22 protein-coding genes, 2 pseudogenes and 1 riboswitch are annotated in these 23,592 nt (G+C 61.7%); of the genes and pseudogenes, 16 read left to right on the forward strand and 8 right to left on the reverse strand.

What is annotated here, in order from left to right; all coding sequences use genetic code 11:
- The first annotated feature begins 133 nt into the window (after positions 1–133).
- The 3 genes and pseudogenes from HT737_RS04155 (at position 134) to mntP (ending at position 2,998) form a co-directional block, all read left to right on the forward strand.
- Positions 134–796: a response regulator gene (locus HT737_RS04155; RefSeq protein WP_182401548.1), complete on the forward strand. Its 663-nt coding sequence runs from the start codon at positions 134–136 to the stop codon at positions 794–796.
- Positions 793–2,169, forward strand: coding sequence for an ATP-binding protein (locus HT737_RS04160; RefSeq protein ID WP_182401550.1), 1,377 nt, complete (start codon positions 793–795; stop codon positions 2,167–2,169). Before HT737_RS04155 ends, HT737_RS04160 begins: the two co-directional genes overlap by 4 nt.
- Before the next feature lie 85 nt (positions 2,170–2,254).
- A riboswitch (yybP-ykoY riboswitch) is annotated at positions 2,255–2,427 on the forward strand.
- Between the two features lie 6 nt (positions 2,428–2,433).
- Positions 2,434–2,998: pseudogene (gene mntP, locus HT737_RS04165) on the forward strand (manganese efflux pump MntP).
- A 1-nt stretch (position 2,999) separates the two neighbouring features.
- Here the strand turns inward: mntP and HT737_RS04170 are convergent.
- From HT737_RS04170 to HT737_RS04180, 3 genes and pseudogenes are all read right to left on the reverse strand, one after another.
- Entirely contained in the window at positions 3,000–3,713 is a 714-nt protein-coding gene (locus tag HT737_RS04170) for a DUF72 domain-containing protein (protein WP_182401552.1), read from the reverse strand.
- Between the two features lie 347 nt (positions 3,714–4,060).
- A pseudogene (locus tag HT737_RS04175) lies at positions 4,061–5,850 on the reverse strand (thiamine pyrophosphate-requiring protein).
- A gap of 235 nt (positions 5,851–6,085) precedes the next feature.
- Positions 6,086–6,979 carry a LysR substrate-binding domain-containing protein gene (locus tag HT737_RS04180; RefSeq protein WP_182401554.1) on the reverse strand — a complete coding sequence of 298 codons (894 nt, stop codon included), beginning with the start codon at positions 6,977–6,979 and terminating at the stop codon, positions 6,086–6,088.
- Positions 6,980–7,156: 177 nt separating this feature from the next.
- Here HT737_RS04180 and HT737_RS04185 point away from each other — a divergent pair, with 177 nt between their 5' ends.
- The 5 genes from HT737_RS04185 to HT737_RS04205 all read left to right on the forward strand — a co-directional run bounded on the left by HT737_RS04185 (position 7,157) and on the right by HT737_RS04205 (position 10,639).
- A complete protein-coding gene (locus HT737_RS04185; protein WP_182401556.1) occupies positions 7,157–7,777 on the forward strand; it encodes a LysE family translocator in 621 nt (206 codons plus the stop codon).
- A gap of 73 nt (positions 7,778–7,850) precedes the next feature.
- On the forward strand, positions 7,851–8,690 hold the full coding sequence (gene yghU, locus HT737_RS04190) for a glutathione-dependent disulfide-bond oxidoreductase (RefSeq protein ID WP_121184980.1): 840 nt from the start codon (positions 7,851–7,853) through the stop codon (positions 8,688–8,690).
- Between the two features lie 231 nt (positions 8,691–8,921).
- The gene (locus HT737_RS04195; RefSeq protein ID WP_182401558.1) at positions 8,922–9,290 is read left to right on the forward strand and encodes a hypothetical protein; all 369 of its coding nucleotides are present in this window, start codon (positions 8,922–8,924) and stop codon (positions 9,288–9,290) included.
- Between the two features lie 66 nt (positions 9,291–9,356).
- Positions 9,357–10,208, forward strand: a complete 852-nt coding sequence (locus HT737_RS04200; protein WP_131670230.1) for an AraC family transcriptional regulator — start codon at positions 9,357–9,359, stop codon at positions 10,206–10,208.
- Positions 10,209–10,252: 44 nt separating this feature from the next.
- The gene (locus HT737_RS04205) at positions 10,253–10,639 is read left to right on the forward strand and encodes a cupin domain-containing protein (RefSeq protein ID WP_182401560.1); all 387 of its coding nucleotides are present in this window, start codon (positions 10,253–10,255) and stop codon (positions 10,637–10,639) included.
- A 49-nt stretch (positions 10,640–10,688) separates the two neighbouring features.
- Here the strand turns inward: HT737_RS04205 and HT737_RS04210 are convergent, their stop codons facing one another.
- A complete protein-coding gene (locus HT737_RS04210; protein WP_182401562.1) occupies positions 10,689–11,417 on the reverse strand; it encodes a type 1 glutamine amidotransferase in 729 nt (242 codons plus the stop codon).
- A gap of 121 nt (positions 11,418–11,538) precedes the next feature.
- Positions 11,539–12,735 (reverse strand): MFS transporter, encoded by a 1,197-nt coding sequence (locus HT737_RS04215; protein WP_182401564.1) that lies wholly within the window; start codon positions 12,733–12,735, stop codon positions 11,539–11,541.
- A 242-nt stretch (positions 12,736–12,977) separates the two neighbouring features.
- Between HT737_RS04215 and HT737_RS04220 the strand changes: the two genes are divergently transcribed.
- The 5 genes from HT737_RS04220 to HT737_RS04240 all read left to right on the forward strand — a co-directional run bounded on the left by HT737_RS04220 (position 12,978) and on the right by HT737_RS04240 (position 19,091).
- The gene (locus HT737_RS04220) at positions 12,978–13,910 is read left to right on the forward strand and encodes an AraC family transcriptional regulator (protein WP_182401566.1); all 933 of its coding nucleotides are present in this window, start codon (positions 12,978–12,980) and stop codon (positions 13,908–13,910) included.
- An 87-nt stretch (positions 13,911–13,997) separates the two neighbouring features.
- Positions 13,998–14,453: a (2Fe-2S)-binding protein gene (locus tag HT737_RS04225; protein WP_027613020.1), complete on the forward strand. Its 456-nt coding sequence runs from the start codon at positions 13,998–14,000 to the stop codon at positions 14,451–14,453.
- Positions 14,453–16,705 (forward strand): xanthine dehydrogenase family protein molybdopterin-binding subunit, encoded by a 2,253-nt coding sequence (locus tag HT737_RS04230; RefSeq protein ID WP_182401568.1) that lies wholly within the window; start codon positions 14,453–14,455, stop codon positions 16,703–16,705. Before HT737_RS04225 ends, HT737_RS04230 begins: the two co-directional genes overlap by 1 nt.
- Positions 16,706–16,722: 17 nt before the next feature.
- Positions 16,723–18,075: a cytochrome c gene (locus HT737_RS04235; protein WP_095666837.1), complete on the forward strand. Its 1,353-nt coding sequence runs from the start codon at positions 16,723–16,725 to the stop codon at positions 18,073–18,075.
- An 11-nt stretch (positions 18,076–18,086) separates the two neighbouring features.
- Complete coding sequence (locus HT737_RS04240; RefSeq protein WP_182401570.1) at positions 18,087–19,091, forward strand: XdhC family protein; 1,005 nt, start codon at positions 18,087–18,089, stop codon at positions 19,089–19,091.
- A gap of 45 nt (positions 19,092–19,136) precedes the next feature.
- On the opposite strand, the gene HT737_RS04245 is transcribed toward HT737_RS04240, so the two are convergent.
- From HT737_RS04245 to HT737_RS04255, 3 genes are all read right to left on the reverse strand, one after another.
- Positions 19,137–20,090, reverse strand: a complete 954-nt coding sequence (locus HT737_RS04245) for a helix-turn-helix domain-containing GNAT family N-acetyltransferase (RefSeq protein WP_182401572.1) — start codon at positions 20,088–20,090, stop codon at positions 19,137–19,139.
- A 217-nt stretch (positions 20,091–20,307) separates the two neighbouring features.
- Positions 20,308–20,625, reverse strand: a complete 318-nt coding sequence (locus HT737_RS04250; protein WP_182401578.1) for a hypothetical protein — start codon at positions 20,623–20,625, stop codon at positions 20,308–20,310.
- A 111-nt stretch (positions 20,626–20,736) separates the two neighbouring features.
- Positions 20,737–21,381, reverse strand: coding sequence for a hypothetical protein (locus tag HT737_RS04255; RefSeq protein ID WP_047294877.1), 645 nt, complete (start codon positions 21,379–21,381; stop codon positions 20,737–20,739).
- A gap of 169 nt (positions 21,382–21,550) precedes the next feature.
- Here HT737_RS04255 and HT737_RS04260 point away from each other — a divergent pair, with 169 nt between their 5' ends.
- The 3 genes from HT737_RS04260 (at position 21,551) to HT737_RS04270 (ending at position 23,564) form a co-directional block, all read left to right on the forward strand.
- Positions 21,551–21,799, forward strand: coding sequence for a hypothetical protein (locus HT737_RS04260; RefSeq protein WP_047294879.1), 249 nt, complete (start codon positions 21,551–21,553; stop codon positions 21,797–21,799).
- Positions 21,800–21,903: 104 nt separating this feature from the next.
- The gene (locus HT737_RS04265; RefSeq protein WP_047294881.1) at positions 21,904–23,061 is read left to right on the forward strand and encodes a GGDEF domain-containing protein; all 1,158 of its coding nucleotides are present in this window, start codon (positions 21,904–21,906) and stop codon (positions 23,059–23,061) included.
- 8 nt (positions 23,062–23,069) lie between these two features.
- Positions 23,070–23,564, forward strand: a complete 495-nt coding sequence (locus HT737_RS04270) for a PaaI family thioesterase (protein ID WP_182401574.1) — start codon at positions 23,070–23,072, stop codon at positions 23,562–23,564.
- Positions 23,565–23,592: the final 28 nt, after the last annotated feature.

The following is a 23,592-nucleotide window of genomic DNA, read 5'->3' on the forward strand; positions in this document are numbered from 1 at the left end:
CAAAAGCAACCTTAGTCGAAGCTTAGTTGGCAATGAGTCGTTACATCTTTCCCGTCGGGTCAGCTGCCACAGCCGCCTGCACAGCGGCATGATGCCGCCGGTCAATCGCCGTGTTTGCTCAAGAGAATCCGTTATGCGTCTATTGCTGGTCGAAGATGATCGCGCCCTCGGTCAAGGCATTCGCGTTGCCCTCGGCAGCGAAGGCTACACCCTCGACTGGTTGCAGGACGGGGTCAGCGCCCTGCACGCCCTGCGCAGTGAAAGTTTCGACTTGTTGTTGCTCGACCTCGGCCTGCCACGGCTCGACGGTCTGGCGCTGCTGCAACGCTTGCGTGGCGAACAACAGGACTTGCCGGTGCTGATCCTCACCGCCCGCGACGGCACTGCCGAACGCATTGCCGGACTGGATGCCGGCGCCGACGACTACCTGATCAAACCCTTCGACGTCGATGAATTGAAGGCGCGCATTCGCGCCCTGCTGCGCCGCAGTCAGGGCCGTGCGCAGCCGGTGCTTGAGCATGCGGGCGTGTGTCTCGATCCGGTCACGCAGCAGGTCAGCTGGCACGGCACTGACGTGGTGGTGACGCCGATGGAATATCAACTGCTGCATCAACTGATGGCTCGCCCGGGCAAGGTCGTCACCCGCGAACGCCTGTCGCGAGCGCTGTACGGCTGGCAGGACCGGGTCGAAAGCAACACCCTCGAAGTGCTGATCCACAACCTGCGCAAAAAACTCTCGAGCGAATTGATCCGCACCGTGCGCGGTGTCGGCTATGTGCTGGAGCTCAAACCATGATTTCCATCCGTGCGCGGATTCTGGTGCCGGTGCTGATTCTGGTATTGATCGGCGACCTGCTGATCAGTTGGCTGGTGCTGCGCGACAGTCACCATGAAATCGAAGAAGTCTACGATGCCCAGCTGGCACAAAGCGCGCGCCTTCTGCAAGGCGTGCTGGCCCAGCGCGCACCCGGCGACAACGACTGGAGCCGGCTCTATCAGGCCTTCGATGAAGCCATGAGCCGGGTCGGCGACGGCGAGGCCGCGCACCCTTACGAAACCCGTCTGACTTTTCAGGTCTGGCGCAGCGACGGGCAATTGCTGGTGCGCTCGGCCGAAGCGCCGGAACTTGCTGCACCGCCCACTACTCTCGGCTCGCATGACCTGATGGAGAATGGCCGCGACTGGTGCGCGTTTCTGCTCAAGGATTCACAACAAGGGCTGCTGATCTGGGTCGGCGAGCGCGACGACATCCGTCAGGACCTGATCGAGCGCATCGTCGGCCACACGTTATGGCCGAGTCTGATCGGCGTACCGCTGCTGGCCGCGCTGATCTGGCTGACCATCGGTTGGGGCCTGCAACCGCTGCGGGCGATGGCGCAGAGCATACGCGGACGAGATACCGAAACCCTGAAACCGCTGCACCTCAGCCCCCTGCCGCATGATCTGGAGCCGATGCAGACCGCGCTCAATCGCCTGTTGCAGCAGATCGACAATCTGCTGGCGCGGGAGCGACGCTTCATTGCCGACGCTGCCCATGAGCTGCGCACACCGCTGGCGATCCTGCGGATCCACGCGCAAAACGCGCAACTGGCGGCGACCCCGCAACAACGCGAAGAGGCACTGGAATATCTGGTCAGCGCAGTGGATCGGGCGACGCGCATCGCCAGTCAATTGCTGACCATGGCGCGCATCGAACCGCACCTGGCCAATCCCGACACCCGCACTGTGGATCTGACCGAACTGGTGCGCGAAGAGCTCGCCGAACTGGCACCGCTGGCCATGGAGAAGGACGTCGAACTGATCCTCGACAGCGACCACCACTGCCCGGTCGACACCGACCCGGTGGCCCTCGCCATTGCCTTGCAGAATCTGGTGACCAACGCGCTGAACTTCGCCCCGCCGGGCAGCGAGGTACGAGTCCAGGTGCAACCACAGGCGGGCGGCGCGGTGTACATCAGCGTCGAGGACGCCGGTCCCGGTATCAACGAGCAGGAATACGCACGACTGTTCGAGCGTTTCTACAGCCACGGCCACGGCAACGGCGCCGGGCTGGGGCTGGCGATCGTGCAGATGATCGTCAGCAAGATCGGCAGCACGTTGCAGCTGTACAACCGGCCGCAGGGCGGGTTGTGCGCGCAGTTGCGGATCAATGATTCCCCGAGCCAATAACATCACCCGGACCCGGCACGACCATTGCGTCAATCGATCGCCTCAATGCTTTTGACAAAATTTTCATGTTTGCCCCCATAAGATCCGCAGCCTCGTTGGGGAGTAGCCTGTTTCCGAGTCGCTCGGAAGCGTTCGTATCAACATTCTCGGCAACCTGCCGTGGTACGAACACCTTTTGGTTGGTGAGACCGACGACACATCCATGCCTGAAGTCGGGCGTGTGGTTGTGTCGTTGACTCATAGCCCGACTGGAAGTGTGCCCCCGTGAATCCTGTTTCCCTCATATTCCTTGCTTTGGCCATGTCCACGGATGCGTTCGCCGCAGCCATCGGCAAAGGCTCCAGCCTGCACAAACCACGTCTGACCGAAGCGCTGCGCACCGGCCTGATCTTCGGCGTGATCGAAGCCATCACCCCGATCATCGGCTGGCTGATCGGCCAGGCTGCCACCCGCTGGGTCGCCGAATGGGACCACTGGATCGCCTTCACCCTGCTGCTGATCCTCGGCCTGCACATGATCTACAACGGCCTGAAACACGAAGACGAGGAAGAAGAAAAAACCTGGTCAACATTCGTTCCTGATTCTCGCGGTCACCGCGTTTGCCACCAGCATTGACGCGCTCGCGGTCGGCGTCGGTCTGGCGTTTGTCGACGTGAATATCTGGGTGGCGGCAGCGGCCATCGGCCTGGCGACCATGACCATGGTGACTATCGGCGTGATGCTCGGCCGGGTGCTCGGTGCGGTCGTCGGCAAGCGTGCGGAAATGGTTGGTGGCGTGGTGCTGATGATCGTCGGCGCGACCATTCTGTATGAACACTTGTCAGCCTGATTCAAGCCCGGCTCAGCGCCGCCAGCGTCATCGCGTTGCCCAACGCGGCGCCGCTGGCGGTGTTGTCGAAGATGCACCAGACGCTGGCCCCATCAGCAGCGCAAAGCTGCATGTCCTGCGCAAATTGCTGCAGATAAGGCATCTCATAAGCACTGTGATAAATCCGTGGCGCGCCATGCAGGCGCCAATAGTGCACACCCGCCCAGCCCTGCGCCGAGCCATCGGTACTGATCCGCGACGGATCGACCATGGCCTGGGCAATCCGATACGCCTGCAACAGCGGCGCCGCCACCACCCATGACTCATGCCGTGGCTCAAGCACCACGGCACCGGCGAAGCGTTGGCGCAACGCCACGAAAAACGCCTCTGCGCTTGTCGGTTCAAAGGCCAGCGACGGTGGCAGTTGCACCAGCAAGCATCCCAGCCGATCGGCCAGACCCTCGCACTGCCCGAGAAACTCGTCCAGCGCTTGATCACAGTCCCGCAGACGCCATTCATGAGTGATCTGCTTTGGCACTTTCACTGAAAAGCGAAAGCCCGGCGGCACCGAATCCGCCCAGCGCGCATAGGTCTGACGCCGATGCGGACGATAAAACGAGCTGTTGATTTCCACGCAGTCAAACCGCGCCGCGTAACGCTGCAGATGCGTACCCTCGGCCGGAAACTGCGGCCAATACTCGCGCCCCAGACTCCAGCCCGCGCAACCGATGAACATCAAAAAAGCACCTTCGCTGCTTCACCCATGAAAATCTCCACGGTCCTCGTTCACAGATTTCAGGCACAACGAAATACCTGTGGGAGCTGGCTTGCCAGCGAAGGCGTCGACACCTCCACAATCGCTGCACCTGACACAACGCTTTCGCGAGCAAGCTCGCTCCCACAGGGTTCTGCGGCGCTCACAGATTTGGGACACGACGAAATACCTGTGGGAGCTGGCTTGCCAGCGAAGGCGTCGACACCTCCACAATCGCTGCACCTGACACAACGCTTTCGCGAGCAAGCTCGCTCCCACAGGGTTCTGCGGCGCTCACAGATTTGGGACACGACGAAGCGCCTGCACGATTATTTTTTGCCGGGGAGGACGCTGGCCAGCACCTGCTTGGCGGCTTGCACGATCACGCCCGCCTCGTCCGGGTCGCCCTTGAGCAGGGTCGTGGCAAATTTCTTCGCCTGTTCGAGTTTGATGTGCGGCGGCAATGGCGGCACGTTGGGGTCGGTCTTGAACTCGATCAGCACCGGCACGTCCGAGGCCAGTGCCTGCTCCCAGGCAGCGGCGACGTCTTCTTCGCGGTCGACGAAAATCCCTTTCAGGCCGATGGAAATGGCGAACAGGTGATACGGCACATCGGGAATGCTCTGCGAGGCTTCGAACTTAGGATCGCCCTCCATCACCCGCTGCTCCCAGGTGACCTGATTCAGATCCTCGTTGTTGAACACCGCGCAGATCCATTTCGGGCTGCTCCATTGGCGCCAGTATTTGGCAACGGTGATCAGTTCGGCCATGTTGTTCATCTGCATCGCACCGTCACCCACCAGCGCAATCACCGCGCGCTCGGGGTGCGCGAACTTGGCCGCGATCGCATACGGCACGGCAGCGCCCATCGAGGCCAGGCCACCGGACAGCGAACACTGCATGCCGCGGCGAATCTTCAGGTCACGCGCGTACCAGTTGGCGCAGGAGCCCGAGTCGCTGGTGATGATCGCCTGCTCCGGCAGGCGCGGTGACAGTTCATACACCACCCGCTGCGGATTGATCGGATCAGCTTTGGCCATCGCACGCTTTTCCAGGGTTTTCTCCCAACTGCCGCGCCAGCCCTCGATCTTTTTGCGCCACTTGTGCGAGGTCTTCTGTTCGAGCAACGGCAGCAGCGCGCCAAGGGTTTCGGCGGAGTCACCGACCAGATTGACCTCCATCGGATAACGCAGGCTGAGCATGTCTGGCTGCAGGTCAATCTGCACGCCGCGCGCCTGACCTTCCTTGGGCAGAAATTCGGCATAGGGAAAACCCGAGCCGATCATCAACAAGGTGTCGCATTCACTCATCATCTTGTAGCTCGGCTCGGTGCCCAGCAGGCCGATACTGCCGGTGACCCACGGCAAGTCGTCCGGCAGCGCGGCCTTGCCGAGTAACGCCTTGGCGACGCCAGCACCGAGTTTTTTCCGCGATGGCGATCACTTCATCCGTCGCTTGCAACGCGCCAGCGCCGACCAGAATCGCGACTTTTTTCACCGCTGTTCAAAACGTCGGCGGCGCGCTGCAGATCCGCCTCGTAGGGCAGCACTTTCGGCTTGGTGTATCCGACGCCGGAATGCGCAGTGCCGTGTGCCCGCGCCGGTGGCTCGTACGCAAGATCCTGCAAATCATTGGGCAGAATGATCGCCGTCACCCGCCGCTCGCCAACCGCCGTACGCACGGCACGATCGAGCAGATGACGCACCTGCGACGGCGCCGAGGCCTGCTGCACAAAGGCCCCGGCCACGTCCTTGAACATCGAGACCAGATCCAGCTCCTGCTGGTAATGACTGCCGAGCGCCGTCCGCGCCTGCTGACCGACTATCGCCAGCACCGGCTGGTGATCCATGCGCGCGTCGTACAGACCGGTGATCAGGTGCGAAGCGCCGGGCCCCGACGTGGCGATGCACACACCCAGTTCGCCAGTGAATTTAGCGTGGGCCGACGCCATGAACGCGGCCATTTCTTCGTGTCGGGCCTGAACGAATTCGATCTTGCCATTGGCTCGGGCGAGCGCGCCGAATACGCCATTGATGCCGTCTCCCGGATAACCAAAAATCCGCGTGACGCCCCATTGGCTGAGCCGCTCAACCAGAAAATCGCCCACTGTCGTCGTCATTTCGTTCCTCGCCTGTCACCGATGCATGAAGCCTGCCCGGCGAGACATCCGCCGGGCGGTACATGGGTCTGGACAGTCGGGACGCGCGCGAAGTTTCGATTGTTTTTACCCGACGGCATTGCCGAACCGATCCCTGTAGGAGCTGCCGAAGGCTGCGATCTTCTGAGGTTGTTTTTGGTGCATGCAGGAACGAGCGGCGATGACGCCTGACCCATTGACTGCAGCCCCTCTGTCGTCAAGGCTTCGGATCATCCACGAGCGGTGGGCTGCACGCGCTCATCTGCCGGGCAATCCACTCGCGAAAAAGCATGACATTGGCGCTCTGTTCGAAGGGTCGCGGTGACAGCAGGCAATAGCTCGAACCGTCCCGCACAAAGTCGAACGGCGCGATCAACTGGCCGGACTTGAGTTCGTCCTGCACCATGAGAAACGACGCCATAGCGACGCCCAGCCCGGCCAGCGCGGCCTGAATGCACAGGTAGAAATGCTCGTAATCGACCCGACTGACACCCGATGCGTCCATGCCGGCCAGTCGCATCCAGTTGTCCCACGCCTGCGGGCGGGTCTTGCTGTGCAGCAGGCAGGCGCCACGCAAATGATCACCGTCAGGTCGACTGGACGGCACGCAGACCGGGCCGATCCACTCTTCACAAAGGGTCACGCCGTGCACGGTTTCGTCCCAATGGAAATCGTCACGGCGGATCGCCAGATCCACCCCTGAACGAGCGAAGTCGATCGGCCCGCCGGCCGTCAGCAGTTGCACCTGCAACTGTGGATGCGCGCTGTGGAAGTCGGGCAGTCGCGGGATCAGCCATTTCATGGCGATGGTCGGCTCGCAGGACACCACCAGCACGTCATCGTGGACTTCGCGTTGCAGGCGATAAACCGTGCTCTGCAACTGCTCGAACATCGGCGCGGTGACATTGAACAGCAAGCGCCCGGCATGGTTGAGAAAGATCGCGCGGTTACGCCGCTCGAACAATTCGACCCCGATCGCCTCCTCCAGCAAACGCACCTGGCGGCTGACTGCGCCGTGGGTGACGTGCAGCAGTTCGGCAGCCTTGACGAAACTCTGGGTCTGGGCGGCGGTGTTGAAGAAACGAAAGGCAGCCAGCGGAGGCAGGTTCATATAGGCGATGATTTCTCACAGATTTTCGCGACTATAAATCGTTTTTTTTTGCCAGTGACAATTCCCCATCATGGCGCCACTCGGAGCCTGCCGCATCCCTCCAAACTTTTGCAAGAATGACTGCGGACAGTGCATCTGTGAAATCAAGTAGCGCAAATGACGTGATGGAGCGTAGGCATGAATGAATTGTTTCTGGTAATCGCCATCACCGTTCTGGCGGTGATCAGCCCGGGTCCGGACTTTGCCATGGTTACCCGCAACAGTTATGCCTACGGACGGCGCAGCGGGTTATTAGCCGCGCTGGGCATCGCTTGTGGCGTGCAGGTTCATGTGTTCTACACGGTGTTCGGGGTGGCGCTGATCATCACCCAATCGCCGCTGCTGTTCTGGATGATGAAACTGCTGGGCGCCGGATACCTGGTCTATCTGGGCATCAAGTCCTTTACCAATCAATCGGTGCTGACATTTGCCGATGCGAACGCTTCGGTACCCCGCGCCTGGAAGGTGTTCTGCTCAGGCTTTCTGACCAATGCACTGAATCCGAAAACCATGATGTTTGTGGTGGCGGCCTACAGCCAGGTGGTGGAGCCTGGCAGTTCGCTGACGGTGAACTTTGCCTATGGCTTGTTCATGTCGGTCATTCATTGGCTGTGGTTCAGTCTGGTTGCACTGTTTTTCTCCACTGAACGGTTACGCCGTCGCCTGCTGGAAAAACAGCGGCTCCTCGACAAGTTCATCGGAATTGCACTGATGGGGCTGGCGGCGTGTTTGATCATTCCGGGGGTTGCGCAGTCTTGAGCTAGAGCGTTTATGCTGTCGTGTCTGATATCCGTCAGGTCATTCTCGGCAAGTTCACCATGAGGCCCATTTCATGAGTAAAGCGCCCTACGCTCCGCCCAAGGTCTGGAAACACGAAGCGCCGTCCGGCGGCCATTTCGCCAGCATCAATCGCCCGATTGCCGGGCCGACGCATGACAAGACATTGCCTGTCGGCAAACATCCGCTGCAGCTGTACTCCCTGGCGACCCCCAATGGCGTGAAGGTGACCATCCTTCTGGAGGAGCTGTTGGCGTTGGGGCATTCCGGGGCCGAATATGACGCCTGGCTGATCCGCATCAACGAGGGCGATCAGTTCTCCAGCGGTTTTGTCGAGATCAATCCGAACTCGAAAATTCCGGCCCTGCTCGACCGCAGCGCACAGCCGCCGATTCGGGTGTTCGAGTCCGGTTCGATCCTGCTGTATCTGGCGGAAAAGTTCGGCGCCTTCCTGCCCAAAGACCCGGCTGGCCGCACGGAAACCCTGAACTGGCTGTTCTGGCAGATGGGCTCTGCGCCTTATCTGGGCGGCGGCTTCGGGCACTTCTATGCGTATGCGCCGGAGAAGCTCGAATACCCGATCAACCGCTTCACCATGGAAACCAAGCGTCAGCTCGATGTGCTCGACCGACGCCTCAAGGAAAGCCGCTACCTGGCCGGCGACAACTACACCATTGCCGACATCGCGGTCTGGCCATGGTACGGCCAACTGGTGCGCAACAATGTGTATTCAGCCGCCGAATTTCTGGCGGCCCACGAATACACCCACGTGCAGCGCTGGGCCGAAGACATCGCCCAACGCCCTGCGGTGAAGCGTGGCCAGCGTGTCAATCGCACCTGGGGTGACGAGGCGAGCCAGGTTGCCGAGCGGCATCAGGCCAGCGATCTGGATTGACGCCACAATCCCACAAAGATTTGTACTGGACAGGGGCATCCCGGTTCACAGCAACCTTTGTGGGAGCGAGCTTGCTCGCGAAGGCGCCAAGTCAGTCAACACTGACATAACAGACCTACCGCTTTCGCGAGCAAGCTCGCTCCCACAGGGAATTCGGGTTGGACTTGAGGATTTGTGAATCCTCAGCAATTACAGTGAGACCACACCACCACTGTCGTCAAAGGATCTGCAATGCCTGCTGGAAAACGAGAACTGGCGCGGATCGAGCGGCGCTTGATTGCCACGCTCACCGACGCATGTGAAGCCGCAAAAGCTGAAATCCAGGGCTTCACCTGGCTGACCCACACCGCTGACCTGAACGCGTTGGCGGCGACCCTGAAAGTAATCTGGGTGTTCGATACTGAGGCCAACAAAAATCTCGCCCTCACACAAGCCAAAGCGCGGATCTTCGAACTGACGGCCACCGCGCTGAGGGAGGCCGATATCGACCTGCCCGCATCAGAGCGAAACGTGTGTTTCGACTCCGAGGAGGCATGCCAACGCACGCACGGTGGCAACTGGCGTGAGCGTCTGGCGCAAAATACGCGAGGGCAACGGTGACACCCTGCTTTCGATCAGCTTGGCTATCATCGCTCGCAGCAGGCTTCTCTCAGAGACAGTGAAACCATGGAACAGTCCAGACCAGATCCAGATTCCGATTGGGTAGTGCGCAGCACACAGCCGGGGCGGATAGAACGTATCGAAGCCCGGTTTGGCGGCCATGGCTACCACCCACATCGGCACGATACTTACTCGATCGGTCGCACTCTCTCTGGCGTGCAAAGCTTTCACTACAAGGGCAGCCTGCGCCACGGCTTACCGGGTAACACCTTGCTCCTGCATCCTGATGAACTGCACGATGGCATGGCCGGGACCGAAGCGGGGTTTCGCTATCGAATGGCCTATATCGATCCGGCTTTGATTCAGCAGGTGTTGAAGGGTGAACCGCTACCCTTCATCGCCGGCGGTCTATCCAGCGACCCGCGCCTGTATCGCGCCAGTGAAGCGTTCGTGCAGGCGATGGATTACTCGCTTGATCCGCTGGAAGAACAGGACGCCCTGTTTGATCTGGCAATGGCCCTGCGCGCCGTGGCCGGCAAACCTCGCGGGCGCAAACTGCTCGATTACCCGGCAGCCGAGCGCGCAAGGGAATTCATCATGGCTCACCTGCACCAGAGCATTACGCTGGAAATGCTGGAGCACGCCAGCGGCCGTGAAAGGTGGAGCCTCTCTCGGGACTTCAGAGTGCTGTTTGGCACCAGCCCCTATCGTTTCGTGACCCTGCGTCGCCTGGATATATTGCGCACGCTGCTGCTTGACCGATTCTCGCTGGTGGATGCCGCACTGGCTGCGGGTTTTCACGACCAAAGTCATATGACCCGGCACTTCACCCGCACTTATGGGGTATCTCCGTCGCGTTGGCTGGAACGCGTCCTGGGGCAAAGGCAACTTGCAGGATCGTACAAGCATCGCCAATAACCCCTCCGCTAGGCTGACGACTTCTGTCTGATAGAGGATTTGTCATGCCACATACCAGCAAAGTACCAGCACTGCAGGCCATCAATCTGGCGCAGAAATCCGCGCTGATCGATCAGCAGTGGAGCCCCCGTGTGGTCGCCGAAATGAATGACTACCAGTTCAAAGTGGTTCGTATCGAAGGTGAGTTCATCTGGCACTCCCACCCGGAAACAGATGAGGCCTTTATTGTGATCGAGGGCACGCTGCGGATCGACCTGCCCCATGGCAGCGTATACGTCGAACCGGGTGAGCTGTACGTCGTGCCGCGCGGGATCGAACATCGAACGGCAGCGGAAGGAGAAGCGCGCCTGATGATGATCGAGCCTCGGGGGGTGCGTAACACCGGGCACGAAGGTGGCGAGCGCACGGCTGACAACGACGTCTGGATCTGAGCAGGAGGCGCCGTGATGCTGCGATGTGACGGCGCCATTGTTTGAGTATCTAGTCGTTGGTTTGCCGCTGATAATGCGCCATCAGCTTGTCGAGGAACTCGAACAGTTTCAGGTTCATCTGCTCATAAGCGTTGGTGCGAAGCGCCGCCGGCTGCTGAACGAAACGACAATCCAGCGCCGCCGCGAGCTCGTCAGGGGACGCGGCAATCAAACGCTCCACGACCTCCGCCGTGAACTCCATGTGGCACTGGAAGCCGTAGACCAGATCGCCGTACTCGACAATCTGGCGCGGACAGCCCTCACTGACGGCGAGGACCTTCGCCTGCGCCGTCAGCCCCGGCATATCGTTGTGCCAATGACCGACGTCGAGCGCATCGCCGAAGTGCGCCACCTTGGCGTTGTTCTTGCCCGCCTCGGTCAAGGTGATCGGAAAATTGCCAATCTCCTTTTCCGGGCTGTGACCATGCGCAGCACCCAGCGCTTCGCCGAGCAATTGCGCCCCCAGGCAAACGCCTACCACTGCCTTGTTCGCGTTAATCGCTCTAACGATCAGGTCGCACTCGGCAGCCGCATCGAAATGCGGACATTCCTCTTTGCTCGTCGCCGGAGATTGCGGGCCGCCCAACACCACCAGCAGGTCGATGTTTTCGACGCTCGCGGGCAAGGCCTCAAACGCATGCACGCGCGAATAACTCGCTTCATGGCCACGTTCGCGTACCCAGTTTTCATAGGCGCCGGGCGATTCGAATGCTTCGTGAACCACGAAATGAACGTTCATTGGAAATCCTTGATGAGAGGCTGGAGGAGTGATGCGCCAAAGACTATATGACACATAGTGTCATTGACAAATCCGTTGCTGGAGCAGAGCTGTCAATTCCACGATCCCTCTCACATTTCTCTCAACCGACCACGTTCGACTCGACAAAATGCACTTGTGCAGCACTGCGCCCCGATAACCAGGCGAGCACCGACGCAATCACTAACACCGCCGCGCTCAGCTCGAAGGTGGCTTTATAACCGCTCAGATCAAACGCCAGGCCACCGACGATGGCCCCTCCGGCGATTGCCAGTTGCACGATGGCCACGAGCAAGCCTCCGCCAGCTTCGGCATCCTCCGGGAGTGTTTGCGCCAGCCATGTCCACCAGCCCACGGGCGCCGCCGTGGCGACCAGCCCCCACAGGCCCAGCAGCACCGCAGTCAGCAGCGGCGATGCGCCAAAGTTGACCAGCGCCAATGCAATGACCGCCATTATCAGCGGGATAACCGTCAGCGTGCGGTACAGGCCAGTGCCGAGGAATCTTTCGATCACAAAGGTCCCGATGAAACCGGCAAGCCCCAGTCCCAGCAACATCAAGGACAGGGTTGCAACGCTGACCCCGGTTACCCCCTCCAGAAAGGGCCGCAGGTAGGTGAACAGCATGAATTGCCCCATGAAAAATACGCTGACGGCGACCATCCCCAAAGCGACCGGCCATTGCTTCATCAGCCGCAGGGCGTTGCCGCTACCGGCCTGACGCTCGAGCTTGAAGGACGGCAGACTGACCAGCAGCCATATGGCCGCCAGCGCGGCGACCGGAACCACACAGAAGAACGCGCCGCGCCAGCCTATCAACGATCCGAGGAAGCTGCCCGCCGGAGCAGCGATTACGGTCGCCAGCGCGTTACCGCCGTTGACAATGGCCAGTGCCCGGGACACTTGATCCGGCTGCACCAGCCGCATCGCGGTCGCCGCCGACAACGACCAGAAACCGCCGATCGCGATGCCGATCAAGGCCCGCCCGAACATGAACGACGAGTAGCCCGGCGCGAACGCGACCACCGTCCCCGAGACGATCATCAGCAAGGTCAGCCCCAACAACAGCTTCTTGCGCTCGACCCGAGCAGCGACCGCTGCAATCACCAGGCTGGTCATCAGGGCGAATGCACCGGACACGGAAATCCCCTGCCCGGCCTGACCTTCGCTGATCTGCAGTTCCGCGGCAATCGGCGTCAGCAGACTGACCGGCATGAATTCTGAAGCGACCAGAGCGAAGGCGGCCAACGACATGGCCAGCACCGCGCTCCAGCCGCGCTGTTCTGTGGAAAGGGAGGTCATGGGAACTACCTGTATGGCGAGAGGCGTCCGGGCGATGGCCCCGACGAACTGTTTTCACGGTGCGAGGATCGCGTTGTCGAATCGCGTCTCTCCCGTAATGGTTTGACACATTCTCCCGGTCGATCCACCTCCGCCCTAGTGCATTCCTCTTGAATGCTTGCCTGATCCTCTGAGGTTGCGGGGTGGTGTATAGGAAACGCCTGTGCAGCGGATTAGAGTTCGATCAACAGGAGTTGTCCGACATGATCCCTACCCCGTTGCGCCCCGCATCACCTTTGGCGTTGAACATTGACTCGCGCGTGAGCGTGCCGGGTGACGTCGCCACGTCGATACCCGGCCTGTCGCTGTTTCGTCGCGATCAGCCGGCGCCACCGGCCGTGTGCATGATCGAGCCGAGCCTGATTCTGGTGGGCCGCGGGGAAAAGCGCTTGTGGGTTGGCGGTGAGGGTTACCGCTATGACCCTTCGCGATTTCTGGTCACTTCACTGGATCTGCCTGCCAATTCCGAAGTGCTGGCGGCCAGCCCCGAACAGCCCTGTGTCGGGCTGGTGCTGAAACTGGATGTCGGCATGCTCGCCGAGATCCTCAGCAAAGGTGGCTTGCCTGCGAAACGGCAGCCGTCGATGAACGCGGGCGCTGGCATTGGCAACCTGTCGTCCGCGCTGGAAGGCGCGCTTGAGCGCCTGCTGGCCTTGCTCGACGAGCCTGAGGCGATTCCGGTGCTGGCGCCGCTGGTGCTGCGGGAAATCCACTATCGGTTGCTCCATACCGATCAAGGCGCGCGGCTGCGGCAGATCACGGCCGTCGATGGCCAGGGTTATCGCATCGCCAAAGCCATCGACTGGCTCAAGGTCAACTACAGCACAGCGCTGCGCATCGATGAGTTGGCGGCGCGGGTGCAGATGAGCGCGCCGACCTTTCACCACCACTTCCGCCAGCTCACCGGCATGAGCCCGCTGCAGTACCAGAAATGGCTGCGACTGAACGAAGCCCGTCGGCTGATGTTGATGGAGCGTCTGGACGTTTCGCGAGCGGCGTTTGCGGTCGGCTATGAAAGTCCTTCGCAGTTCAGCCGCGAATACGCACGTCTGTATGGCACCGCACCCAGTCGTGACATCGCGCTGCTGCGTGGCGAACCCTTCGCCGCAGAAGCGCTGGGTAACGCGGCCAGTTGAGCAAGAACACGCTTTACCGGTGAGGCGCCACGCCGCGTTTCACCGCTTATAAAAATGCACGTCAACCGATGATCGAGCGGGTGAACCATGGAACTACGAATCAACCAGAAAACCTATCAGGTCGATGCCGACGCCGATACGCCCCTGCTGTGGGTGATCCGCGATGACCTGGGCATGACCGGCACCAAATACGGCTGTGGACTGGCGCAGTGCGGCGCCTGCTCCGTGCTGGTGGACGGCAACGTGGTGCGCTCGTGCGTCACGCCGGTGGCCGGTGTGGTCGGTCGCGAGGTCACCACCATTGAGGCGATCGAGGCCGATGATGTCGGCAAACGGGTGGTCTCGACCTGGGTTGATCTGCAGGTCGCCCAGTGCGGCTACTGCCAGTCCGGCCAGGTAATGGCCGCCACGGCGCTGCTCAAGCAAAACCCCAAACCGAGTGACGCGCAGATCGAGGCGGCGATGGTCAACCTGTGCCGCTGCGGCACGTACAACGCCATTCATGCCGCCGTACATGAGCTGGCCGGCAAGGGAGACGCCTGATGAACGTGCGTATCGATCCGTCCCAGGAAGCGTCAGCACTGGCGCTGCACGAACCGATCAACGTGTCGCGCAGACGTTTCCTGGCCGGCACCGCCGTCGGCGCACTGGTGCTCGGCTTCGGCCTGCCGCTGGGCACGACTCGGGTGCAAGCCGCAGTGGCGGCCGCAACTGCCGAGCGTGGCACGCAGGTGCCGGCGTTTCTGGAAATCCGCCCGGACAACCGCGTGCGCCTGCTCTGCCCGTTCATGGAAGGCGGACAAGGTACGTTCACCGCGATGGCGCAGATTGTCGGTGAAGAGCTGGATGCCGACCCCGCGACCTTCCTGGTCGAAGCCGCGCCGCCCGGCGAAGCCTATGTGGTGATGGAAAACGGCATGCGCATCACCGGCGGCAGCATGTCAGTGCGCATGAGTTACCCGGTGATGCGCCGCCTCGGCGCCCTCGCCCGCGCCATGCTGCTGCAGGCCGGTGCGCAGAAACTTGGGGTGCCGGTCAGCGAACTGAGCACTGAACCCGGCAAAGTCATGCACGCCAAATCGGGTCGCTCGCTGGCCTACGGTGAACTGGCCGAACACGCCATGGATCTGCCGGTGCCCGATCCGGCCTCGGTGCAACTGCGTGATCCGAGCCAGTTCCGCTGGATCGGCAAACCGGTGAAGCGCGTCGATGCCTACGACAAGTCCACCGGCAAGGCGCTGTACAGCATCGATCTGAAAGTCGATGACATGCTCCACGCCGCCGTTCAACATGCGCCGCGTTTGGGCATGACCGTAGGCAACTTGCGCAACGAAGAGCAGGTCAAGGCGATGAAAGGCGTGCATTCCGTGCATCGTCTGCCGGGTGCCGTGGCCGTGGTCGCCGAGCGTTGGTGGCACGCCAAACGTGCGGTGGAAGCGATCCAGGTCGACTGGCAAGAGCCAACCGCCGACAGCAAAGTACGGCCGATGCCCGCAAACTTTTCCAGTGATGCCTGGCTCAAGCGCCTGGCTGACGACAAAGGCCCGGCCAGGGATGATGAAAATGAGGGCGACGTGGCTGCCGTTCTGGCCAGCGCCAAAACCCGGATTGACGCCACTTACCACAACCAGTACCTGAACCACGGCCAGTTGGAGCCGCCGTCGGCGCTGGCCCGCTTAAATCCCGACGGTTCGCTGGAGGTCTGGCTGCCGAATCAGGCGCCGGACATGTTCCGGGCCGACATCGCCAAACGCACCGGACTGGACCCGTCGCGCATCACCTTGCATTCGCCATTGCTGGGCGGCTTCTTCGGTCGGCATTTCCTCTACGACGCCGCCAGCCCCTATCCGCAGGCGATCGAGTTATCCAAGGCGGTTGGCCGCCCGGTCAAACTGATCTGGAGCCGCGAGGAAGAGTTCCTGCGTGACGTGCTGCGTCCTGTAGCCGCGGTGAATTTCCGCGCCGCGCTGGACAACGACGGCTGGCCGCTGGCAATCGAAGCGATCAGCGCCACCGAAGGACCGACCGAGGCGCTGGCCGGCAAACAGGGTGAGAAGCTCGACCCGACGGCGCTTGAAGGCATGTCGGGCAAGTCCTATGCAATCCCCAACAAGCGCATCGCGCAGATCTACGCCAAAGGCCCGGCGATGCTCGGTTACTGGCGTTCGGTGGGCAACTCGCTCAACGACTTCTTCTATGAGTCGTTCCTTGACGAACTGGCTGACAAGGGCGGCAAGGATCCGTTCGAATTGCGCCTGCACCTGCTGCGCGACAACCAACGGCTGACCACGTTGCTGCACGCAGTGGGCGAGCTGTCGGGTGGCTGGAAGCGTGGGCCGTTTACCGCGGCGGACGGCAGCAAACGTGCGCGAGGCGTGGCGATGGCGTCGCCGTTCGGTACCCAGACGGCGGTGATCGCCGAGGTCTCCATCGAGCACGGTCAGGTCAAGGTGCACGACATCTGGCAGGCAATCGACCCCGGCAGCATCGTCAATCCGGCGATTGTCGAAGCGCAGGTCAACGGCGCGGTGGCGCTGGGCCTGTCGCAGACCCTGGTGGAGGAAGCCGTGTGGATTGATGGCAAACCGCGTGCGCGCAACTACGACTTGTATCCGATCCTGCCGCCCGCGCGGATGGCCCGGGTCCACGTGCGTGTGGTCGAGAGCGGGGAAAAAATGGGCGGCATCGGTGAACCACCGTTGCCCGCTGTCGCGCCCGCCGTCGCCAATGCGGTGGCAACGCTGACCGGGCAACGGGTGCGCAGCCTGCCCATGAGCCGCCACACCTTCACTTGATCAGCGCCGGAGCGTCCATGAACAACAGCCGATTCGCAAGAACCGCAGGCTGGCTGGCAGTGCCGTGCCTGGTCGCGGCAGGCCTGCTGGCCTGGTATGTCACCCGCGAGCCTGTCTCGCGCCTTGAAAACAACCACACCGCCGTGGCCGACATCGACCCGGCGCTGGTGGCTCGTGGCGAATATGTAGCCCGGCTCAGCGATTGCGTGGCGTGCCACAGCGTGCCGGGCGGTGCGCCGTTCGCTGGCGGCCTGGAAATGGCCACGCCACTGGGCGCGATCCACGCGACCAACATCACCCCGGAGCCGGAAACCGGTATTGGTCGCTACAGCCTGGCGGACTTTGACCGTGCAGTACGCCACGGCGTGGCACCCGACAGCCGTCGCCTGTACCCGGCGATGCCCTACCCGTCCTACGCCAAGCTCAGTGACGACGACGTGCGAGCGCTGTACGCGTTTTTCATGAAAGGCGTGGCACCGGTCAAGCAGGCGAATATCCCGAGTGCGATTCCTTTTCCGTTGAACCTGCGCTGGCCGATTGCGTTGTGGAACGGTGTGTTTGCCGAAACCGAGCCTTACGTGGCCAAACCGGCGCAGGATGCCGTGTGGAATCGCGGCGCTTATCTCGTGCAAGGCGCCGGGCACTGCGGCAGTTGCCATACGCCACGCGGTCTGGCGTTCAACGAGAAGGCTCTGGATGAGTCCGCCACGCCGTACCTCGCTGGCGCCTTGCTCGATGGCTGGTATGCGCCAAGTCTGCGTGATGATCACAACACCGGCCTGGGCCGTTGGAGCGAGCCGGAGATCGTGCAGTTCCTCAAGACCGGGCGCAACAAACACGCGGTGGTTTACGGCTCGATGACCGAGGCGTTCAACAACTCCACGCAGTTCATGAGCGATGACGATCTGACCGCGATCGCCCGCTATCTCAAGTCATTGCCGGGGGATCGTCAGCGCGACGGCCAGCCGTGGCAGTACCAAGCGGCTTCGGCGACGGAACGTCTGGACGCGCCCGGTGCCCATACCTACGTCACGCGCTGTGCTTCGTGCCACGGCCTCGACGGCAAGGGCCAGTCGGAATGGATGCCGCCGCTGGCCGGCGCCACCTCGGCACTGGCCAAGGAAAGTGCTTCGGCGATCAACATCACCCTCAACGGTTCGCAGCGGGTGGTGGCGGCCGGAGTGCCGGACGCCTATCGCATGCCGGCCTTCCGTGAGCAGTTGTCGGATCAAGAGATCGCCGAAGTGCTGACCTTCATGCGCAGCACCTGGGGCAATCAGGGCGGTGCCATTGAAGCGCAGGCCGTCAACAAGCTGCGTGAACGTACCGATCCGGCCAGCAGCAGCCCGATCATCCTGCAAATGCGTTAGAGGAACGTTTGATGGAAAGCATCGACTTGCTGGTCCTGCGCACCGCGCGGGACTGGCTCGCCGCCGGCGAGCAGGTGTTGCTCGCCACGGTGGCGCGCACATGGGGCTCTTCGCCGCGCCCGACAGGGTCGATGATGGCTTTGCGTAACGACGGGCGCGTGGTGGGCAGCGTGTCCGGTGGCTGCATTGAGGACGATCTGATCCAGCGTTACACCACCGCGCAGGGCGGCAGCGGACTCAAGGACAGTGCACCCCAGGTGGTGCGCTACGGCGTCAGCGCCGACGAGGCGCATCGTTTCGGTTTGCCCTGTGGCGGCACGCTTGAGCTGATTCTTGAGTTCAATCCCTCATGGCAGGTGCTGGACCAACTGCTGCAGCAACTGGATGCCGGGCAACTGGTACGCCGCTGCCTGGCACTGGATGGCGGTCGCGTCACGCTGGAAACTACGGCAACTCCTGAGCAATTCAGTTTCGACGGCCAACGGATGCTCAATACCCTCGGGCCGGGGTATCGCCTGCTGATGATCGGCGCCGGCGCGCTGGCCGAGTACCTGGCGACCATGGCCCTGTTCAACGGCTTCAAGGTCGCGGTGTGCGACCCGCGTGCCGAATACATCGACACCTGGGCGGTGGACGGTGTGGAGCGCATCATCGGCATGCCGGACGACGTGGTGCGCGACTTCGCGGTCGATCTGCGCACCTGCATCGTCGCCTTGAGCCATGATCCGCGACTCGACGATCTGGCATTGCTCGAAGCCCTGCACAGCCCGGCGTTTTACATCGGCGCCATCGGTTCGCGGCGCAACAGCCAACTGCGCCGCGAACGGCTGATCGAGCATTTTGGTGAGACCCAGACATCACTCGAACGGCTGCACGGGCCAATCGGCATTTACATTGGCAGCAAGACACCGGCGGAAATTGCCGTCAGCGTGATGGCCGAGATCCTGGCCGCGAAGAATGGCGCCAGTCTGCCGAAGGCGTTTTCGATTGCCAGCGCCAAGGCGCAGGAAGCCTGACTGGCGGACACATACAGCGCCTGGGTGATGACACTGATACAACCGTCACCGTGAGGCGGCTGTTCGGGTGAACTGCTGTTCCGTCACCACACTGCCCCACTGGCTGCCCTGCTCTTCCATGGTCAGTTCGAACCCGGCCGCTTCGTACAGTCGGCGCGCGGCGTCGAGGCCTTTGAAGGTCCACAGCTGAATCGCGTCAAAGCCGTGCTGATCGCAAAACTCCACCGCCGCCCTCAGCAGTTGCCGGCCGACGCCACTGCCGCGGCAGCCGTCGTCGAGGATGAACCAGCGCAAATGCGCCTGATTGTTACCCAGATCCTGCCCGTCGATTGCGATGGAGCCGACAATGCGCTCATCAAGCATCGCCACCCAGATCTGGTTGCAGGGCTGATCGAGGCGCCCGACAAACTCCGCCGTTTCACTGGCGACGCGGCTTTCGAAGATCGCGCCGAAACCGGAATGCCGCGAATAATAATCCGCATGCATTTGCGCCACGCGGCCAATCAGCCCGGGGCGATAGCCGGCGCTGATGTGCAGGTTCGGTGTGAGTGGCCGGTCAGCGCCCAGACGGATGCTTTTGAGCGCATGGGCGTAAGTTGCAAGGCCCTGCGCCACGCTCTGTTGTTGCGACGGATTGAGCGTGTTCAGTGCGTTGCTGACCTGCGCCCGGCCGTAGGCATGAATGTCGGCGACGGTCTGCCGGCCCTGCGCGGTCAGTTGCAACAGCTTGACCCGGGCGTCCTCGGCGGCACGCTCCTCGATCTCCCCGGCCTTGATCAGTTTGCCGACCATGCGGCTGACACTGGATTTTTCCAGGCCAAGGCTTTGCGCCAGTTGTGCAGCGCTGACGCCGTCCCCGGCCTCGATTTCCAGCAATGCGTGCACGCCGGAGGCTGAATAGTCGGTCGCCGCCAGGGTGGCGCGCAGGAAACCGAACTCACGCACCATCGTGCGCGACGCTGTACGGATTTCTTCGATCAAGGCTGTAGGGATACTCATGACACATCACCACTGAAATTTAGTTGTACCATACAACCATATTCCCCTTTGCCGACGCAAGCAGCCGACCACGCAGGGCAAGCGTCAGCGTGCCGACATCAAAACCGCAGCAAACGTCAGGCAAAAAAAGCCCCGCAACCGAATGAGGTGCGGGGCAAAGTATTGGTTGGTTGCGGCCAACCAAAGGAGCTCGGTCAGAACGGTGTGCGCGGCCGGGTCAGATGCAATCCTGGGCAGCGCGTTCAAAACTGGAAGGCAGGAAATTGGAAGCCAGCAAATGGCGCTCGTAGATGAACACCTTGCCGCCGTTGCCGGCCTTGTAGGCTTCCAGCACGTTGTCTGCCGACACCTTGCTCGGCACCACGATCCGGTAGCTGCGCTGGGTCTGCGAGACGGTCGGGTTCAGCGCACTGCTCTGCAGCTTGGGCACCACGCAATCGGCGTATTGCGCCGGGGTCTTGCGGGTCTGCAAGGTCAGCGTCGGGTCGTTCGGTGCGGAGGAGCAACCGGCGAGCAGCAAGGAGGCAACCGCCAGGGTCGGGGCAAAAAAAAGTACGCATTGGTGTAATCCTGAAAATAAAAGTCCGGTTCATCCGGCAACGGTTCAGCGTCACGGCGCCACCGCTGCCCTTTTGGTTTTGAGTGTTCAGCTGGAAGCCACCAGCGCCTTGAGCGAGGCATCGAACTGCTTCAAGGCATTGAGTTGCAGATCACGTTGTTGCTCGATCTGTGCGGCAATCTCCTGCGCCGCTTTGTCGTGTACCCAGACCGACGGAATCTGTTTCTCCACCGAGCCCTCGGCCTTGCCGATGTATTGCAGGTCGGCATCGTAGAAACGCGCGATGAAATGCGCCTCGTACAGGCTGTTTTGCTGGGTCAGCAAGCGGTTGAAGGTGTCGAGTTTCACCACAATGTCCGGGTGTGCCTGAATCAGCGCATCAAGGCTGTCGTAAACCGTCACCGACGAAAAATGACGCTGCAGCGAGCTGAGCAACCAATCGATGGCCAGTTCCGGGTCGGAGCTGCTGACAAAGGCTGCACGAATTCGCGAATCCAGCGCATCCTTGGCGCCGTGCAACGCCATGTCGTGGTAGCGCGACAGGTATTGCAGGTTTTCCCGGGTGTTTTCGCTGTACAGCACACCCACGGTCTGTGAATGTTGCAATGTCGCGCTGCTGCCGGCGATTGGCTGAAGATGACACGCACAGGCGTCGTCGGCGTAAGACGGTGCCGTGGCTACCATACCGCTCATCAGCAGAGCGGTCAGTGCCAGTCGGGTCAGTGTCTTCATCGCGCAATTTCCTTGAGCTGCGTTTTCAATGAAGGCAATTTTCCGCCTATTGCTTGCAAAGCTGAACTTGCGTTTCGTGATGGTCACTATTACTTCTAGCGATAGTTACCGACGATAAGTTTGATCCATGCTCATCTCTAATGACTAAAACAACAGTGAGGACGCCGCTTTGAGAACCTTTGACCTGATCCGCGACGCGGTTTTGCCCGACTTTCGCGAGCGCGTGGCGGAATACCTGGTGCAGTACGAAAACGTGTTGCTGGACAAGGACATCACCGATGTGCAGCTCAAACGCGATACGGCCAATCAGTTGCGTGGCTATCTGCGCGGGCTGAACACCACACGGGTGCTGGGTATGGCTTATTGGGAAGAACTGGATCGGCGGGTCGTCGACACCTGGCTCGCGCCACAGTCATGACGGCGAACGCCCGGCCATGACATCCGCGTGCGGAGCCTGCCAAAACGGCCCCGAACGCTTACAATCGCCGGCCCTACCGACCTTCTGACAGGCCTCCCCCGGAAATGCCGCTCGACCCACTGACGATGCTGACCATTTCGATCGCTCTCGCAGCCGCCGCCGCGCTGTATCTGGCGGTCGAGTGGCGCAGCATTCGTGAGCCTTCGCTGCTGTTCTGGAGCGCCGGTTTCGCCACCATCACCATCGGTTCCACCCTGGCCCTGCTGCGCAGCAACGGTTTTCTGCTGATCGGCATCTGGTTCGCCAACGGCTTGCTGGTGACCGCGCACTTTCTGTTTTTGCTGGGGGTGGCGCGCTTCACGCAGATCCGTCTGTCCCCGGCCTGGTACCTGATTTTCGTCAGCTGGCTGGTCATGCTGTTGTTGCCGGACGGGCCGTTGTGGTCGAAAGTCATGCTGGCCGCCAACTCGCTGCTGGTGGCCGCCTCGACGCTCAAGGCCAGTCTGCTGCTGCGCCCTCATGGCAGCTCGCTGAGCGTCGGCGCGGTGCAACTGCGCTACGTGTTGCTCGGTCACGGGCTGTTCTATGTGGCCAAGGCCCTGACCGTGATGATACCGGGCACGCTGATCGATCTGGCGGCGTTCCGGGGTGAAATCATTCAGATTTCGCTGGTCGAAGGCGCAATGGCGATCATGCTGATTGCGCTGTCGATGACCGGCACCGAACGCTACCGGCGCGAGGAACAGATCGCCCGACTGGCCGCCCGTGATCCGCTGACCGCTCTCTACAACCGCCGCGCTCTCGATGTGCGCGCGCCGCGCTTGCTGCAGGACGTCTCCCCGGCGCATCCGGGCGCCCTGCTGCTGATCGACATCGACAACTTCAAATCGGTCAACGATCAGTACGGTCACAGCGCCGGCGACCGTTTGCTGGTGGCCTTGAGTGAAATGATCCGCGCCGAGACTTCCGATGAGACGCTCGCCGCCCGTTTGGGCGGCGACGAGTTCGTGATTTTGCTGAGCAACGCGCCCAGTGATCACGTCGTCAGACTGGGCGACGCCCTGCGCGATCAGTTCCACCGCAGCGCCGCCCAGGCATTCCCGACACCAGAGCCGGTGACGTTGAGCATCGGCGCCACCCTGTTCAACCAGCCGCCGGCCAGTCTCGCGGCATTGATCGAACAAGGCGACGCCGCGCTCTATGAATCCAAGCGCGGTGGGCGCAACCGCCTGCGCCTGACCGGAATCACTCCTTCAGGATGACCAGCCCCATGACCCGTTCCGAAACGTCCCTGCAAGACCTCGCCGCCCCCGCTGGCGTCTGCTACGGCTGCGGCGGCCGCAACCCGCATGGGCTGCACGTCAAAAGCTTCTGGCACGAGGACGGCGTGCATGTGATGGCCGAACACCTGCCGGACGACAAATACTGCGGCTGGCCGGATCTGGTGTACGGCGGGTTGCTGGCGATGCTGGTCGACTGCCATTCCAACTGGACCGCGATGGCTTACCACTACCGCGCCGAACAGCGTGCCCCGGGCAGCCTGCCGCGCATCGACTGCGTCACCGGCAACCTCGGCCTCAAGTTCATCAAACCCACACCGATGGGCATCACCCTGACCTTGCGCGCCAGGGTCGAAGGCGATGTCGGGCGCAAAACCCGGGTGATCTGCGAGGTGTACGCCGGGGAAGTACTGACGGCGGTGGGTGATTCGGTGTTCGTGCGGGTCGATACCGGGCAACTGGCGGACGCGGCACACGGTCGCTGACTTCCCCCGCTCCCCTGTAGGAGCTGCC

It is taken from the genome of Pseudomonas sp. MD195_PC81_125, from assembly GCF_014060985.1.
In the GTDB taxonomy this organism is placed as follows: Bacteria; Pseudomonadota; Gammaproteobacteria; order Pseudomonadales; family Pseudomonadaceae; genus Aquipseudomonas; species Aquipseudomonas parakoreensis.

What these genes read in the sequence shown, in the direction of transcription:
- HT737_RS04245 (WP_182401572.1), bottom strand. Translation starts at nt 20,090, where the DNA reads ATGAGTATCCCTACAGCCTTGATCGAAGAAATCCGTACAGCGTCGCGC.
- HT737_RS04170 (WP_182401552.1), bottom strand. Translation starts at nt 3,713, where the DNA reads ATGTTCATCGGTTGCGCGGGCTGGAGTCTGGGGCGCGAGTATTGGCCG.
- HT737_RS04235 (WP_095666837.1), top strand. Translation starts at nt 16,723, where the DNA reads ATGAACAACAGCCGATTCGCAAGAACCGCAGGCTGGCTGGCAGTGCCG.
- HT737_RS04240 (WP_182401570.1), top strand. Translation starts at nt 18,087, where the DNA reads ATGGAAAGCATCGACTTGCTGGTCCTGCGCACCGCGCGGGACTGGCTC.
- HT737_RS04215 (WP_182401564.1), bottom strand. Translation starts at nt 12,735, where the DNA reads ATGACCTCCCTTTCCACAGAACAGCGCGGCTGGAGCGCGGTGCTGGCC.
- HT737_RS04155 (WP_182401548.1), top strand. Translation starts at nt 134, where the DNA reads ATGCGTCTATTGCTGGTCGAAGATGATCGCGCCCTCGGTCAAGGCATT.
- HT737_RS04160 (WP_182401550.1), top strand. Translation starts at nt 793, where the DNA reads ATGATTTCCATCCGTGCGCGGATTCTGGTGCCGGTGCTGATTCTGGTA.
- HT737_RS04200 (WP_131670230.1), top strand. Translation starts at nt 9,357, where the DNA reads ATGGAACAGTCCAGACCAGATCCAGATTCCGATTGGGTAGTGCGCAGC.
- HT737_RS04255 (WP_047294877.1), bottom strand. Translation starts at nt 21,381, where the DNA reads ATGAAGACACTGACCCGACTGGCACTGACCGCTCTGCTGATGAGCGGT.
- HT737_RS04270 (WP_182401574.1), top strand. Translation starts at nt 23,070, where the DNA reads ATGACCCGTTCCGAAACGTCCCTGCAAGACCTCGCCGCCCCCGCTGGC.
- HT737_RS04210 (WP_182401562.1), bottom strand. Translation starts at nt 11,417, where the DNA reads ATGAACGTTCATTTCGTGGTTCACGAAGCATTCGAATCGCCCGGCGCC.
- HT737_RS04225 (WP_027613020.1), top strand. Translation starts at nt 13,998, where the DNA reads ATGGAACTACGAATCAACCAGAAAACCTATCAGGTCGATGCCGACGCC.
- HT737_RS04205 (WP_182401560.1), top strand. Translation starts at nt 10,253, where the DNA reads ATGCCACATACCAGCAAAGTACCAGCACTGCAGGCCATCAATCTGGCG.
- yghU (WP_121184980.1), top strand. Translation starts at nt 7,851, where the DNA reads ATGAGTAAAGCGCCCTACGCTCCGCCCAAGGTCTGGAAACACGAAGCG.
- HT737_RS04180 (WP_182401554.1), bottom strand. Translation starts at nt 6,979, where the DNA reads ATGAACCTGCCTCCGCTGGCTGCCTTTCGTTTCTTCAACACCGCCGCC.
- HT737_RS04185 (WP_182401556.1), top strand. Translation starts at nt 7,157, where the DNA reads ATGAATGAATTGTTTCTGGTAATCGCCATCACCGTTCTGGCGGTGATC.
- HT737_RS04230 (WP_182401568.1), top strand. Translation starts at nt 14,453, where the DNA reads ATGAACGTGCGTATCGATCCGTCCCAGGAAGCGTCAGCACTGGCGCTG.
- HT737_RS04265 (WP_047294881.1), top strand. Translation starts at nt 21,904, where the DNA reads ATGCCGCTCGACCCACTGACGATGCTGACCATTTCGATCGCTCTCGCA.
- HT737_RS04220 (WP_182401566.1), top strand. Translation starts at nt 12,978, where the DNA reads ATGATCCCTACCCCGTTGCGCCCCGCATCACCTTTGGCGTTGAACATT.
- HT737_RS04195 (WP_182401558.1), top strand. Translation starts at nt 8,922, where the DNA reads ATGCCTGCTGGAAAACGAGAACTGGCGCGGATCGAGCGGCGCTTGATT.